This is a genomic window from Paenarthrobacter sp. TE3676, from assembly GCF_056279165.1.
Map to the genome: position 1 here is coordinate 549,548 of NZ_JBWBQU010000001.1, position 15,318 is coordinate 564,865.

Sequence of the window (15,318 nt, forward strand, 5' to 3'; positions counted from 1 at the left end):
TTCCGTGCGGGCCCAGGCAGTAGCCGAGTGGGCAGCTTATGCGGCCAAGCGGTTTTCGACTTCGGAGGCTGAGGGGTTGGTGGCCGCGGTTCCGTCGGGGAAGAGGACGGTGGGGACCGTACGGTTGCCTCCGTTGAGCTGCTCGACGAGTTCGGCAGTGCCATCCACTTCTTCGATGTTGATCTCGGTGTAGCCGATGCCTTTGGCGTCCAGCTGCTTCTTCAGGCGGTTGCAGTAGCCGCACCAGGTGGTCGAGAACATGGTGATGGTGCCGGAGTCGGGAGTGAAGTCCACAGAGCTCTCCTCAGTATTGATCGTTTGCACGGGATGGTTCGTTGTTATCAACGGTAACCCGCGTCCGAATAATTCCCGTTCGGTGGCGAAGCCGGGTTACGTCACATGCCTGCGCTGGTGCGTTCGGCGGGGAGGGGGCAGACTGTTGCCATGTGTGGACGTTATGTGATGGCCCGTGCGGTGGGGGACCTGCTTGCCGATTTCGACGCCGAGCTTGAGAACGAGATTGCCCTCGGGAAATCGTGGAATGTGGCTCCTACGGATGCTGTTCCCATTGTGTTGGAGAGACTGATTGACGACGACGTTAAGCGACAGCTCCACGTCGCGAAGTGGGGGCTGGTGCCCTCATGGGCGAAGGACCCCAAGGGCGGCGCGAGGCTTATCAACGCCCGCAGCGAAACGTTGTTGGAGAAGCCGCCCTTCAAGAAAGCTGCGGTGTCCAGGCGTTGTGCGGTTCCCGCGGATGGCTACTACGAGTGGAAGAAGGGCGAGGGCAAGAACAAGCAACCGTACTATGTGCATCCGGCGGACGGCCACGGTCTGGTCTTTGCGGGCTTGTACGAGTGGTGGCGGGACCAGTCAGCTTCCCCTGATGATCCGGGCCGCTGGTTGCTGTCCATGTCCATCCTGACCGCCGACACCCCAACGGTGGAGGAGGCGCGAACCCGGCGCAGTGCTTCGGTGTTTGACGAACTGACTGCCCTCCATGACAGGGTTCCGTTGCCCATGAGCACTGAGACGATGGAAGCGTGGTTGGATCCGCGCGGGAAAGACGCCCAGGGGTTGGTGGACATGGTCCGGTCCAGGGCACACGACGCCGCCGCTGCTTGGACGCTGGACCCGGTGGGGGCCGCAGTGGGCAATGTCCGTAACAACTCACCGGAACTCATCGAACCGGTAGAGGGTCTCTTCTAGGAGTCAGAGGGCTTCGTTCACCGGCACGCCGGATTGGAACTCCCGGCCATCGGCTTCGCTGAAGCCCGTCATGACGTGGCCTTTGCTGAGGCCGTGGATGGCCGACATCGGGAAGTTCCCCGTGATGACGTTGCCGGAGTGCTCCACGCCCTTGATGTCGTAGTTCTCCTCGGCACTGAGGGAATGGTTGAAGGAGTAGAACGAGATTGCCTCGCCGTTCATGAACTCGATTCCGAGCCTGCGCTGTGAGGAATAGTCCTCGCTGGCAGCAACAAGGCCCACGACGTAAGCGCCGGAGCCTGGTATGTTGCCATCGATTTCGAACCGTGCCACGAGGTTGTCGTCTTCGGCGGAGATGTTGACCTGCTTCAGGAGTGCGTCATTGGTGCTCATGCCACAATCCTGCTCTGTGGACCGGCTGCCGTCCACCCCTTGACTTTCAACCTTCCAGCAAGCGCCGGACGTTCCGTGCCACCGTAGCGCTGTCCGTGTGCTGCCCTTTGCGGGCGGTCAGCAGGTGCATGGCCAGGCCGTCGCTGTAGTCGGATACTGCTTCCGCCCGGGCCCTGGCTTCTGGTATTCCCATGGCTTCGAGCAGTTGCGCCAAGGCCGATACCAGCCGCTCGTGCCCGGCAGCCACAACATCGGGCTGGTCAAGGGCAAAGGCGAAACGGGCCCGGGTCAGTTCCGCGTTCTCATGCGCGAGTCCCATGACCGCTCCGGCGATCTGCTCCGCCAAGGTGGCTACCGACGTCGGGATTTCCCTTCCACCCTGCTGGAGCAGGAGGCGGTCCCGTTCTTCAACGCGGTCGACGGCGGCCCCTATCAGCGCTGCACGGCTGCGGAAATAGTTCGAGGTAGTTCCGACGGCGACGCCTGCTTGGGCGTCGACGGCCCGGTGGGTGAGTCCCTTGAGGCCTTTGGCAGCAACGACTGCGAGCGCTGCGTCGGCAAGTTCGGTTCGGCGGTCCGGCATGGCGAAAGTCTAGCTTCAAACCCTATCGGTACTACAAATGTAGTAGTACAGTGTGGCCATGGAAAAAGTGGACATCATTGGTGGAGGAATCGCCGGGCTTGCGCTCGCAGGAATGCTCAACCCCGGCAGGTTCGACGTCACTGTCCATGAACAGCGGACCGAACTCCCAGCAGTCGGAACAACCCTGGCCATGTGGCCGGAAGCCCAGCAGGCGTTATCCAGGCTGGGGATACTCGGGGCCGTACGGAATCATGGAGCCATTATCAAAGCCGGCGCACTTCGACGGCCCTCCGGAGAAGCCCTGCTGTCCATGGAGGGAGAGGGTTTGTTGGGAGTATCCCGACCCGAACTGCTGAGGCTGCTGGACACCGCGGTGCCCGTCTCCGTACGCCGGGTAGCGGGGAGGGTGGATCAACCTTCTGGCGCAGCCACGTTGACCGTGGGAGCCGATGGAGTCAACAGCATTGTTCGGAGGGATTCGTGGGGCAAACGAAGTGCGGCAAAGCCCACGCCCTTCCTGGCAGTCCGGGGAGTCGTTCCCGGAACCCCGTCCCCACGCGACGTTGGAGAATACTGGGGACGCGGTGAAATTTTCGGCTTGGCCCCTGCCATAGGGGGAAGCAACTGGTACGCCTCCTTCCGCTCCGAGCTGGGCCCGGACAAGGTAGACGTCGCAGAGGCACTCGAAGTGACACGTCAACGCTATGCCAACTACTCGTCCGCAGTGCGGGGTGTACTCTCCCAGGCAAATCCGGAGACGTCACTGGCGCAACGCATCTGGACCACTCCACCCATGGGCCGATACACGCGAGGGAGCGTTGCGCTGGTAGGGGATGCCGCGCACGCCATGACCCCAAACCTGGGGCGTGGCGCCTGCGAAGCCCTCATCGATGCTGTGACCCTGGGCAAACTGCTGAACGACCAACCCATTGACCAGGCACTCGCCACCTACAACAGCAGGCGGGTCATACGAACCCAGCTACTCCGCTCGGCTTCTTCCGCTATGGGGAGCATTGCTCTTGCCCAGGGCGCACAACCATGGCGTGACGCCTTGCTGAGGCAGGTGGGAAAACGTGTGGCCGGAGCCCGGGAGAAGGCTGAAACTTCGAAGTAGGTTTTGTCGGTACGTCGGCGTAAACTTGATTTATTCGAACATACTTTCGAATATGGTTTCCTGGCGTAAAGAGGTGAGGGCATGGGGCTGTTCAGTGAATCTGTCGGAGTTAGCTGCACTGACGCAGGCCAGCCGCGGGAAGTCCAATGGAAAGGAACGCAATACACGGTCACCAACGAACCTGTTCGATGGTACGAACGGCGCCAATGGTGGCTTGAAGAAAGCCGCGCCCCCCTTGGCAGCGGAGCTGGCCTGGTTGACCACGAGATCTGGCGTGTCCAACTCCTGCCAACCTCATCTGACGCAGAAACCAGCCACCCCATCACCCTCGACCTGGTCCGGCACATAGGAAGCGGACGCTGGAGACTCCTGCGCATCCACGACGCCGCACCAGCACGCACCGTAGAACCCGAAGAAGCGGCGTAAACGTTGAGCTTCACCCACCTGCACGCCTCCACGGCATTCAGCGCACACTACGGCGTCTCCTGGCCGGATGAGCTAGCCCAAACAGCCGCAGCAGACAGAGCCACAGCGCTCGCCTGCACAGACCGGGACGGCCTGTACGGCACCATCAAACACCTCAAAGCATGCATGGACGCAGGCATCGACCCCATCGTAGGGGTGGACCTGGCGGTATTCGACGACGACGGCGACCACTGCACCCAAGTCGCGGGCCGCGTCGTCGTACTCGCCCACGGAAACAACAACGGCGCCGGGTACAGGGCACTGTGCCGCCTTATATCCGACGCCCACGCACGCACTTCAGGCAAAGCCGGGGGAGCGGTCCCCGCTGCAGTCACCCGCGGCGAACTCGCCTCAAGGACCCTCGACCCCAAAACCCTCAAACCAGTCCTGACCGTGCTGATAGGACCCGACTCAGACGTCGGCCAAGCCATGGGAGGCCGCAAATACCTCAGGCCCAGAACCCTCTTCAAGCAATGGATCGACGCCATGCCACCCGGCACCATGGTCGCTGAAGTCGTATCCCACCTCAGCGCCCCCGGAGAACCACTAAGCACAGCTCATGCCGTGCGCATGCTCAAGCTCGCACTCGAATACAACATTCCCGCAATCCTCAGCAACGCCGTCCGCTACTGTGCCCAGGACGGCGCCGCCACCGCAGACGTCCTCGACTCCGCACGAACCCTCAAATCCCTCCCTGAACTCTCAACGGCACCCCTGCTCCAACCAACAGGGAAGCTCCAACCAACAGGGCAGGGCTGGCTTAAGACGCCGCACCAAATGCTCCAACTCGGCAAAGAAATCATGAGCGCAGCTGGCCTGGGGAAAGCCGACCTCACCAAACTCCTCGCAAACACTGAAGCGCTCGCGGACAAATGCCGCATCAATCCTGTCCTTGATATGGGATGGAAGAAGCCGGTAGTTCCCGAGGCCTCCATCATCGGCATCGACGCTGACCCCATGATTGAACTCACCCAACGCTGCGAAGCCGGAATCATCCGGCGGTTCCCGGGCATCAATGGAGATGCAGAAGAACATCTGCGCTCGCGGTTGGAGCACGAGCTGGGAATCATCGGCAGGCTCGGCTTTGCCTCGTACTTCCTTACAGTGGCAGAAGTTTCAAGGATGATCCTCGATATGGGGGTCAGGGTAGCTGCGAGGGGATCCGGTGCCTCAAGCCTGGTCAATTACTTGATCGATATCAGCCAGGTTGACCCGATCCGCCATGACCTCATCTTCGAGCGCTTCCTCTCCGGCCGCAGGTCCACGCTTCCTGACATTGATATTGATGTGGAAAGTGCTGAAAGGCATAACGTTTACCGAAAGATTTTTGACCGCTTCGGCGCCGAACGCGTCACCCTGATGAGCATGCAAAACGGCTATAGGGCACGTGGTGCCGTTCGGGATGCAGGCATGGCCTTGGGAATGCCTGACGAAGAAGTGGGTGAGATTGCCAAGCAACTGTGGAGATTCTCTGCACGTAAATTCCGCGAAGCCTTGGTGGAGAAGCCCGAGTTGCGCGATTTTGCCGGGCGCGTGGAGCGGGGTGCCATGGAGGAGAACCAGCAGTTGGATTTGTTGGTGGATCTCACCGAAAGGCTGGATCGGCTGCCCCGGCACATCTCCATGCATCCCTGTGGAGTGATTTTGGGAGATGCAACACTCCTGGACCGAACTCCCATTCAGCCCAGCGGTTTGGGCCTGCCCATGAGCCAGTTCGACAAACACGACATGGACCCCATGGGCATGCTCAAACTGGATGTCCTGGGAGTGCGCATGCAGAGCGCCATGGCATTCGCGGTTCGGGAAGTAATCAGGCTGCATCCTTCCAAGGCTGAAGTTGTCGCAGCCGGGCGGCATTCAGTGGAGCCAGGTGGCGCAGGTCCCGACTACATCGCCCCTGACGGCAGGATTGACCTCAACGCCGTACCCTTCGACGATGAGCCAACATATGAGTTGATCCGGAGCACCCACACACTCGGTTGCTTCCAGATCGAATCACCGGGACAGCGTGAGCTCATTGGAAAGATGGCGCCCCGGGAATTCAACGACCTCATCATCGACATCTCACTTTTCAGGCCCGGACCCATGAAATCCGACATGGTGCGACCCTTCCTGGAACATCGGCATGGCTTTGCTCCTGAGATTTATCCCCACCAGGACCTGAAGCCCGTGCTGGAAGAGACCCATGGCGTTACCGTGTTCCATGAACAGATCCTGAAGACCTTCCACGTCATGACTGGCTGCGGTTTGGACAGGGCTGATGAGTTTCGCAGAGCCCTGGGCGACGAAGTGCATGAGCCGGGTGTGGAGAAGTACTTCCGCAGGGAAGCAATCAAGAACTACTCTCCCGAAGTGGTGGACAAGGTCTGGGGAACCTTGAAAGCCTTCGGCAGTTTTGGTTTCTGCAAAGCCCACGGTGCTGCCTTTGCGGTGCCCACTTATCAGTCAGCCTGGCTCAAGGCCCATCATCCCGAGGCTTTTCTTGCCGGTCTGTGGGAACATGACCCCGGGATGTATCCCAAACGCCTTCTGGTAGCGGAAGCCCGCCGACTCGGCATTCCCATCCTGCCTTTGGACATCAACAGGAGCCAGGCTGAATATCGAGTGGAGAAAATCCAACAGGGCCCCGACCAGGGCAAGCTCGGAATCCGCTTGAGCCTCACGGGAATCTACGGACTTTCAGGCGCAGAGCTGAAACGCATCGCGGCCGGGCAACCTTATGATTCCTTGGCGGACCTGCGCGCGCGGGCAAGGGTGAGCAAACCGAACATCAAAAGACTTGCCCAACTTGGCGCCTTCGATGCTTTGCATAAAGACTCTGGCGGAAAGGCTAACCGGGCCGATCTTGTGCACCATTTGCAGGCACTCCAAAGCAGCCCCTCGAAAAAAGCTGCAGACGTCATCGAAGGTCAACTGTCATTTGCCTTGGGCGATATTGAATTGAGGAACCTGGCTCCTGAACTTCCCGAACCTTCCATGGTGGACAACGTCAGGGCGGAACTTGATCTCATGGCTGTGGATGTCAGCGAGCATCTGATGGATAGCCACAGGCCACTGTTGGACAAACTGGGAGTTACAACGGCAGACAAACTCCTGGGCTTGCGCAACGGGACCGAAGTCCTGGTGGCAGGGGTCCGAATAGCGACCCAGACCCCACCCATGCGAGGCGGGCGGCGCGTCGTCTTCATCAGCATCGACGACGGTACCGGCTGTGTGGATTCGGTCTTCTTCCATGAAGCGCAGGAAGAATCCGGGCCACTGCTGTTTGGTACCCGCCTGCTGCTGATCCGTGGAACCACCAGAAGGACAGGCCCCAAGGGAATCAGCCTGAGCGCCAGCAAAGCCTGGGACCTCAGCCGGCCCGAAGCGCTGCCATTTGCCGAGCTCCTACCTGCCGAAACCGGGCTACCGGAGGAATACACCCAGCATGGGCCGCTCCACGGCATCTCCAGGAACCTTGCCATCACCGGCCTGGGTAGCTGAACCCGGCAGAATCATGCCTCGGTTAGCCAGATTCGGCCACGGCGCGCTGCTTTGGCCGCCTTCGCTGAAGCGGATACGATTGACGGTGGCTGGCTGTGGTCCCCGTACGCCACAAGCTATGAAGCCTTAACTATGAATAGGAGACACCCGTGTCAGATGCCCAACAGATCACCCTCATCGTCGATGGCGAAGAGACCAAGGTGACGGAAGGGACTACCGGCGCGGAACTCTTCTTCGAGCGCCGCGACGTCGTTGTAGCCCGTGTGGATGGTGTGCTGAAGGACCTTGATCAGGTCCTCACCGAAGGCGCAGACGTCCAGGGCGTCACCATCGATTCCCCCGATGGGCTCAACGTTCTCCGCCACTCAACAGCCCACGTTATGGCACAGGCCGTTCAGCAGTTGCGCCCCGACGCCAAGCTCGGAATCGGCCCGTACATCACTGACGGCTTCTACTTCGACTTCGACGTCGCTGATCCCTTCACCCCGGAAGACCTCCGCACGCTGGAAAAGATGATGCAAAAGATCATCAACCAGAACCAGAAATTCGTTCGCCGTGTGGTTACCGAAGAAGAAGCCCGCGAAGCGATGGCCAACGAGCCCTACAAGCTGGAGCTGCTGGGCAAGAAGAACGACGCAGGCGATGCGGTGGAAGGCGTCAATGTCGAGGTAGGTGCGGGCGACATCACGATCTACGACAATGTGGATCGAAAGAGCGGCGAGAGCATCTGGTGCGATCTTTGCCGCGGTCCCCACCTGCAGAACACCAAAATCATCTCCAACGCCTTCGCGTTGACCCGTTCTTCCGCCGCGTACTGGCTCGGCAACCAGAACAACCAGCAGTTGCAGCGCATCTACGGCACCGCGTGGCCCACCAAGGAAGCCCTCAAGGCTTACCAGGAGCGCATTGCTGAAGCTGAGCGACGGGACCACCGCAAGCTCGGCGTCGAACTTGACCTCTTCTCCTTCCCGGATGAGCTGGGCTCAGGCCTCCCTGTGTTTCACCCCAAGGGTGGCATCATCCGCAAGGCAATGGAGGACTACTCCCGTCAACGCCACGTGGATGCAGGTTATGAGTTCGTCTACACCCCGCACATCACCAAGGGACACCTCTACGAGGTCTCCGGCCACCTTGACTGGTACAAGGACGGCATGTTTCCGGCGATGCAGGTAGACGCTGAATTCAACGAAGACGGCACCGTTCGAAAGCCGGCGCAGGATTACTACCTGAAGCCGATGAACTGCCCCATGCACAACCTGATCTTCCGCTCCCGGGGCCGGTCCTACCGCGAACTTCCGCTGCGCCTCTTCGAATTCGGCTCTGTGTACCGCTACGAAAAGTCCGGGGTTGTGCACGGTCTGACCCGCGTCCGTGGCATGACACAGGACGACGCCCACATCTACTGCACCCGCGAACAGATGAAGGACGAGCTCACCACTACGCTGAACTTCGTCCTGGGCCTGCTCAAGGATTACGGCCTGGACGACTTCTACCTGGAACTCTCTACCAAGAACGAGGAGAAGTTCGTTGGTGACGATGCCGCTTGGGAGGAAGCCACCCGCACTCTTTCCGAGGTTGCTGCGGCTTCCGGTTTGGAGCTGGTACCGGACCCGGGTGGAGCAGCATTCTACGGACCTAAAATCTCCGTACAGGCAAAGGACGCACTCGGCAGGACCTGGCAGATGTCCACCATCCAGCTGGACTTCAACCTGCCTGAGCGTTTCGAACTGGAGTACCAGGCAGCCGACGGCACACGCCAGCGGCCGGTCATGATCCACCGAGCCCTTTTCGGTTCCGTAGAACGCTTCATGGGTGTACTCACCGAGCACTACGCCGGGGCGTTCCCGGCCTGGCTGGCTCCTGTCCAGGTGGTGGGAATCCCCGTGGCGGAAACTTTCAACGACTACATGTTCGACGTCGTTGGCCAGCTCAAAGCTGCAGGAATCCGTGCCGAGGTTGATATCTCCTCGGACCGGTTCCCGAAGAAGATCCGCACGGCCAGCAAAGACAAGATCCCCTTCGTCCTGATTGCCGGAGGTGAGGACGCAGAAGCCGGTGCGGTGTCGTTCCGCTTCCGGGACGGCAGCCAGGATAACGGGGTTCCCGTGGCCGAGGCGGTCCGCAGGATCGTTGACGCCGTCAAGAACCGCGAGAGCTGACGGAACGGACACATAGACGGTGCAGGAGAACACAGGCGCGGCAGCTGACCTTCCAGGCGACGCAGACGTAACCGATGACTTCGGATTGGCGGGCGTACCGGACGCGTTTCAGCGCCTGTGGACTCCGCACCGTATGGCCTACATCAAGGGCGGGCAGGATCAATTCAAAAACAAGGATGACTGCCCGTTCTGTGTAGGACCCACGCGCTCGGATGAGGAATCCCTCATCGTCCATAGGGGAAGGACCTGCTATGTGGTCCTGAATTTGTTCCCGTACAACCCCGGCCATCTGTTGATCTGTCCCTACCGGCACGTTCCCGACTACACGGACATCACGGCGGAGGAAACGGCAGAGTTCGCCGATCTTACCCAGACGGCAATGCGGGTGCTGCGGAAGGTTTCGAATCCCAGCGGCTTCAATCTGGGCATGAACCAAGGTGTTACCGGCGGTGCAGGCATCGCCGCGCATCTCCATCAGCACGTGGTTCCGCGCTGGGGCGGGGATGGAAACTTTTTCCCGATCATCGCCCAGACCAAGGCCATTACGCAGACCCTTGATGAGGTCCGCAAGCTTGTGGCCGAAGCCTGGCCGGGGGAGTCGAATGCTCAATAGGCATGCGCGCGGCTTTTTCACTTCACTTTTTACACCTCTAGCGCGTTGGCTCCTCAGGATCGGTGTGTCTCCGGACGCAGTGACCATTGCAGGGACCGCCGGCGTCATCCTGGGAGGACTCGTCCTCTACCCGCTGGGCTTCTTATGGTGGGGTTCAGTCGTGGTCGCCTTTTTTGCGTTCTCGGATGTCGTAGACGGAATCATGGCAAGGCTGCAGGGGCGGAGCGGTGGTTGGGGTAATTTCCTGGACTCTACCTTGGACCGTCTCGCCGATGGCGCGATTTTTGCCGGCCTCACCATCTGGTTTTTCACCGGCGGTGAGGATCCGGCAATAGGCACCGCCGCCGTCGTCTGCCTGGTTCTTGGCATGGTTGTTTCCTATGCCCGGGCCAAAGCGGAGTCCTTGGGCTACCAAGCCAGTGTGGGGATCGCAGAGCGCGCAGAACGCTTGGCTTCCGTGCTGCTCATCACGGGGCTCACGGGATTGGGGCTCCCGCCGGTTGTGTTGTTCGGGACCCTGATTCTTCTTGCCCTGGCCAGCCTGGTGACGATCGTCCAGCGAATGTCGGCAGTGCGGCGGCAGGCTACGGCTGAAGCCGATGGAACCGCTGCAGCGTAAAGGACCAGCAGGCAATGCTTGCCAAAGGAACTGGCAAGCGACCAATGTGGCTCCTCCGAAGTTGTGCACCTGCCCTACTGGAGCCCGCTTTGTTGCCCGCTCAGGCAGTAATGAATGTACTGCCACCATGCAAGGTGCGACTACTATTACTAGTACTTGGTCACCTTGACCTGAAACCCGGTGTGCGCTGATAGCGGTCGTGTGGCTGCGTGCGCCCCCGGCAAGAAGGTCGTTTATCTACCCATAGGGGTTTTTGTGTCTACACCAGATGTAAGCAACGAAGCCGGTTCGTCCGCGAACAGCGTCACGGGCAGCAGCCGCGTCAAGCGGGGCATGGCGGAGATGCTCAAGGGCGGCGTCATCATGGACGTCGTTAACGTCGAGCAGGCCCGCATCGCCGAGGATGCCGGTGCCGTCGCTGTCATGGCGCTCGAGCGTGTCCCGGCCGATATCCGCGCCCAGGGCGGCGTGTCCCGCATGTCCGACCCGGACATGATCGATGCGATCATCGCCGCCGTGTCCATCCCGGTCATGGCCAAGGCCCGCATCGGCCACTTCGTCGAAGCCCAGGTCCTGCAGTCCCTCGGTGTTGACTACATCGACGAGTCCGAGGTCCTGACCCCGGCCGACTACATCAACCACATCGACAAGTGGAACTTCACCGTCCCCTTCGTTTGCGGTGCCACCAACCTCGGTGAGGCTTTGCGCCGCATCAATGAGGGCGCGGCGATGATCCGTTCCAAGGGCGAAGCCGGCACCGGCGATGTTTCCAACGCGACCGGCCACATGCGCAAGATCCGTTCGGAGATCGCCAAGCTCGCAGCACTGCCCGAGGACGAGCTCTACGTTGCGGCCAAGGAATTGCAGGCCCCGTACGAGCTGGTCAAGGAAGTTGCCGCCACCGGCAAGCTCCCCGTGGTGCTGTTCACCGCCGGTGGCATCGCTACCCCGGCTGACGCTGCGATGATGATGCAGCTCGGCGCCGACGGCGTGTTCGTTGGTTCGGGGATCTTCAAGTCCGGCAACCCCGCAGAGCGTGCCGCCGCCGTCGTGAAGGCCACTACGTTCCACGACGACCCCGATGTCATCGCCAAGGTCTCCCGCGGCCTCGGCGAAGCCATGGTCGGCATCAACGTGGACGACATCCCGCAGCCCCACCGCCTCGCAGAGCGCGGCTGGTAGGTCTCATTGCGCCCGGTGGGCGCTGATCCTCTGTGTGCTATTCCCCGCTCCCGCTGCCGCCACTTTGGCGGTGGCTGGGGCGGGGGCCCTTTTACGCACACTGCCGGATCAGCGCCCACCGTTTCGTTTTTTTGGGGTGTGTGAGTTAGTTGAGGCCGCGGCGCTTTAGCAGGGGGTCCAGCTCGGCGTCACGGCCTCGGAATGAGCGGAAGGATTCCAGCGGATCGCGGCTGTTACCCCTCGATAGCAGCTCGGATCTGAACCGGTCCCCGTTGGATCGGGTAAGGCCGCCGTTTTCCTTGAACCACTCCACGGTGTCCGCGTCCAGCACCTCACTCCAGATGTAGGAGTAATAGCCGGCTGCGTAGCCCGCGCCGGCGAAGATGTGCTGGAAGTAGCCGGTGCGATACCGCGGCGGGATCAGTGGGTGCGCGACTCCCGCGTCGGCCAAAGCCTTGGCTTCGAAGGCGGGAATGTCGTCCGGAACTTCGGACTCGGACAGCACGTGCCACGCCAGGTCAAGGAGGGCCGCGCCGAGGTATTCGGTGGTTGCGAAACCTTCTCCCCACAACAACGACTCATTGAGTTTGTCCACCGTGTCCTGGGGGAGAGCTTCCCCGGTGGAGTAGTGACGTGCGTAGTTGGCCAGTACCTCCGGCCACATGATCCACATTTCGTTGACCTGGGACGGGTACTCCACGAAGTCGCGCGGCACGGACGTGCCGGAGAACCGCGGATAGGTGACATCGGAAAAGAGGCCGTGCAGGGCGTGGCCGAATTCATGGAAAACGGTACGGACCTCGTCCAAGGACAACAGTGTAGGCTCGCCGGGCGCCGGCTTGGTGATGTTGAGGTTGTTAATGACCACGGAGCGCGTTCCCAGGAGGCTGGACTGTTCGACCAGGGAATTCATCCAGGCACCTCCGCGCTTTGATTCCCGCGTGTAGTAGTCGCCCAGGAAGAGGCCGAGGCCGCTGCCGTCTTCATTCCGGACCTCCCAGATTCGGACGTCGGGGTGATAGCCGTCCAAGTCTTCGCGCTCATGGAAAGTGACCCCGTAAAGCTGCGTTGCCGCATGGAAGACACCGTCGTTGAGCACGGTTTCAAGGCTGAAGTAGGGCAGGAGTGCCTGCTCGTCCACCTCGAACTTTTCCTTTCGGACAAGTGCAGAGTAGTACGCCCAATCCCACGGCTCGAGTTGGTGTCCGGCGGATTCCGCTAAGGCGTCTGCCTCCTTCCGGGCGTTACGCACAGCAGCAGGTGCCAACTGGCCCAGCATCGCCGCCACCTCGCTGAAACCGGGAGCAGTCTGTTGGTCCACCACCAACTCAGCGAAGTTGGCAAACCCCAGGAGCGTTGCTTTCTCTGCCCGCAAACGCGCGGTAGCCTTCACAAGTTCACGGACATCCAAGTCGCCGCTATCGGTGCCGCGTGCCAGGGACGCTTCGAATAGACGACGGCGGATGGTCCGGTTCTCCAAAGACGCCATGGCGGGTTGGTTGCTGGGTTGGATCAAGGTCAGTAGGTACTTGCCGTCATGCCCGGCAAGCTTGGCTGCTTCCGCGGCGCCGGTGACCACTTCGGGCTGCAGCCCGGCAAGATCATCGGCGTCGTCAAGAAGCAGGGCGGCAGACTTCATGGCTTCCTTGACGCGCTGGCCAAACTCGGTGCCCAATCGGGACAGTTCGGAGTTAACTTCACGCAAGCGTTGTTGCCCGGTGTCATCCAGTTGAATTCCGGACTGCCGGAACTCCTTGAGGTACTCCTGTACCAGCCGGGACGATTCTGCTTCCAAGTCTGTTGTATCGATGGCTGCGAACCTGTGGTGGAGCGCGCGGTTCATGTAAACAGCATCCTGGTGTGCCGAGAACTTAGGTGACAGCTCTGTCTCCAGCGCCTTGATGGCGTCGGAAGCATCCGCAGAAACCAAGGTGAAGAATGCCGCAGCCGCCCTGTTGAGGAGAAGCCCTGACCGCTCCATGGCCAGTGCCGTGTTTTCCAAGGTAGCTGGCTCCTGATTGGCCACGATCCGGGAAATCTCCTGGAGGTGCGATGCCAATCCTGCCTCTATAGCCTCCGCATAGTGCTCTGCTGAGATGCCGGCAAAAGGCGGCAGCCCATAGGGCAGGGGGCTGGGGCTCAAGAGTGGATTAGTCATGAAGTGACTCTTTCACGTAAGAATCGTGTCCTCAAGGGCGGCACGCCCGCTTCCGCAAAGCTCCCGCCGTAGGATGAAAGCCATGGGCAAAATCACATATTCCGGGGGATGGTTCGGTCCTCGCAAGGCGGTACTCGTGCTGAGTGCCGTGGTCATGTCCCTATCGGTGAATGCCTGCGGTGTCATCGCGGAAAATGATGACGCGAACCGCAGCAGCGCAACTTCTGCCCCGGCCATGGAAAGCCCAAGCCCGACCCGCACCCCCGCACCGAACCCCACCCCAGGTAAGGGGCCCGCCTGCCCGGAGTTACGCTGCACCTCCATCACGGTGACAGGCGACATGTTGGTCCATACGCAGCTCTGGCAACAAGCGAGAGCTGACGCTGCGGCAGCTGGTCAGCCCGGCTATACGTTCGTTCCGCTTCTCGAGGGGCAGCGTCGCTACATTCGTAACAGCGATCTCGCCATTTGCCACCAGGAAACTCCCGTTGCAACCCCGGAAGGGCCGTTCTCTGCCTATCCATCCTTCAACGTGCCACCGCAGATCATCACAGCATCCAAGGATGTCGGCTACCAGGCCTGCACCACGGCCAGCAACCACACCATTGATCGCGGTACTGAAGGTTTGCTTCGGACACTGGACGCGTTGGACGCGGCGGCCCTCAAGCACACGGGGTCCTACCGGACGGAAGCGGAGTCCAAGGAGATACTCATGCTCCAAACGGACGCTGCCAAGGTGGCGGTCATCATTGGAACGTATGGCCACAACGGGCAAATCCCTGAATACCCGTGGTTGGTTGACGAGCTGGACCCAGTGGCCATGATCGCTAAGGCGAAACAGGCAAAGGCGTTGGGAGCCGACATTGTCCTGGGCGTCATGCACGCCGGTGACGAGTACGCCAGCGAAGCCAATGCCCAGCAGCAGGAAGTTGCGCACGCGTTGGTGGACAGCGGCCAGTTCACCATGATCTACGGGCACCACACCCACTCGGTGCTGCCGATCGAGAATTACAAAGGCACCTGGATCGTCTATGGGCTGGGCAACGGCGTCACCGAACTGTCCCCGTGGTATGTCCTGAACAATGAGGGGCTTCTCGTCCGGGCGCAGTTCAGCCAGAACGCAGCAGGTGTTTGGACTGCGTCGGATCTCGCCTGGGCCCCGTCAGTGATCGTTCGCGATCCCTATCGTTGGTGCTCCGTGGCCAGCGATGCACCACAGGGAGTCTGCGCTACACCCGCGGCCGATGCTGAGACCTACCAGCGAACCAAAGCGGTGGTTGAGTCCATGGGCGCAGCAACAGCAGGCGCGCACGAACTGCTGATCACCAAGGAAAAGTAGC

At 60.8% G+C, this 15,318-nt stretch carries 13 protein-coding genes; 9 read left to right on the forward strand and 4 right to left on the reverse strand.

Annotated features, from left to right (window positions below):
- Positions 1-36: 36 nt before the first annotated feature.
- Positions 37-294, reverse strand: coding sequence for a mycoredoxin (locus ACZ881_RS02715; protein WP_017197512.1), 258 nt, complete (start codon positions 292-294; stop codon positions 37-39).
- Between the two features lie 168 nt (positions 295-462).
- On the opposite strand from ACZ881_RS02715, the gene ACZ881_RS02720 reads away from it, so the two are divergent.
- Positions 463-1,209: an SOS response-associated peptidase gene (locus ACZ881_RS02720; protein ID WP_476112676.1), complete on the forward strand. Its 747-nt coding sequence runs from the start codon at positions 463-465 to the stop codon at positions 1,207-1,209.
- Positions 1,210-1,212: 3 nt separating this feature from the next.
- Here the strand turns inward: ACZ881_RS02720 and ACZ881_RS02725 are convergent, their stop codons facing one another.
- Both ACZ881_RS02725 and ACZ881_RS02730 read right to left on the reverse strand, forming a co-directional pair.
- Positions 1,213-1,602, reverse strand: coding sequence for a hypothetical protein (locus tag ACZ881_RS02725; RefSeq protein WP_091467874.1), 390 nt, complete (start codon positions 1,600-1,602; stop codon positions 1,213-1,215).
- 46 nt (positions 1,603-1,648) lie between these two features.
- Positions 1,649-2,185 (reverse strand): TetR/AcrR family transcriptional regulator, encoded by a 537-nt coding sequence (locus tag ACZ881_RS02730; protein WP_476112373.1) that lies wholly within the window; start codon positions 2,183-2,185, stop codon positions 1,649-1,651.
- A gap of 52 nt (positions 2,186-2,237) precedes the next feature.
- On the opposite strand from ACZ881_RS02730, the gene ACZ881_RS02735 reads away from it, so the two are divergent.
- The 7 genes from ACZ881_RS02735 to pdxS all read left to right on the forward strand — a co-directional run bounded on the left by ACZ881_RS02735 (position 2,238) and on the right by pdxS (position 11,820).
- Positions 2,238-3,299, forward strand: coding sequence for an FAD-dependent monooxygenase (locus tag ACZ881_RS02735; protein ID WP_476112375.1), 1,062 nt, complete (start codon positions 2,238-2,240; stop codon positions 3,297-3,299).
- Positions 3,300-3,380: 81 nt separating this feature from the next.
- Positions 3,381-3,725, forward strand: coding sequence for a DUF6504 family protein (locus ACZ881_RS02740; RefSeq protein ID WP_476112377.1), 345 nt, complete (start codon positions 3,381-3,383; stop codon positions 3,723-3,725).
- Positions 3,726-3,728: 3 nt separating this feature from the next.
- Positions 3,729-7,247 (forward strand): DNA polymerase III subunit alpha, encoded by a 3,519-nt coding sequence (locus tag ACZ881_RS02745; protein ID WP_476112379.1) that lies wholly within the window; start codon positions 3,729-3,731, stop codon positions 7,245-7,247.
- A 149-nt stretch (positions 7,248-7,396) separates the two neighbouring features.
- Complete coding sequence (gene thrS / locus ACZ881_RS02750; protein ID WP_476112381.1) at positions 7,397-9,406, forward strand: threonine--tRNA ligase; 2,010 nt, start codon at positions 7,397-7,399, stop codon at positions 9,404-9,406.
- A 19-nt stretch (positions 9,407-9,425) separates the two neighbouring features.
- Positions 9,426-10,019 (forward strand): HIT family protein, encoded by a 594-nt coding sequence (locus ACZ881_RS02755; RefSeq protein WP_091467865.1) that lies wholly within the window; start codon positions 9,426-9,428, stop codon positions 10,017-10,019.
- The gene (pgsA, locus tag ACZ881_RS02760) at positions 10,009-10,638 is read left to right on the forward strand and encodes a phosphatidylinositol phosphate synthase (RefSeq protein ID WP_476112383.1); all 630 of its coding nucleotides are present in this window, start codon (positions 10,009-10,011) and stop codon (positions 10,636-10,638) included. The genes ACZ881_RS02755 and pgsA overlap by 11 nt, the downstream gene beginning before the upstream one ends.
- A 255-nt stretch (positions 10,639-10,893) precedes the next feature.
- Positions 10,894-11,820 (forward strand): pyridoxal 5'-phosphate synthase lyase subunit PdxS, encoded by a 927-nt coding sequence (pdxS, locus tag ACZ881_RS02765; protein ID WP_017197521.1) that lies wholly within the window; start codon positions 10,894-10,896, stop codon positions 11,818-11,820.
- A 145-nt stretch (positions 11,821-11,965) separates the two neighbouring features.
- Here pdxS and ACZ881_RS02770 read toward each other — a convergent pair whose 3' ends face one another.
- Positions 11,966-13,978 (reverse strand): M3 family metallopeptidase, encoded by a 2,013-nt coding sequence (locus ACZ881_RS02770; protein ID WP_476112385.1) that lies wholly within the window; start codon positions 13,976-13,978, stop codon positions 11,966-11,968.
- Positions 13,979-14,051: 73 nt separating this feature from the next.
- Between ACZ881_RS02770 and ACZ881_RS02775 the strand changes: the two genes are divergently transcribed.
- Positions 14,052-15,317: a CapA family protein gene (locus ACZ881_RS02775; protein ID WP_476112387.1), complete on the forward strand. Its 1,266-nt coding sequence runs from the start codon at positions 14,052-14,054 to the stop codon at positions 15,315-15,317.
- Position 15,318: the final 1 nt, after the last annotated feature.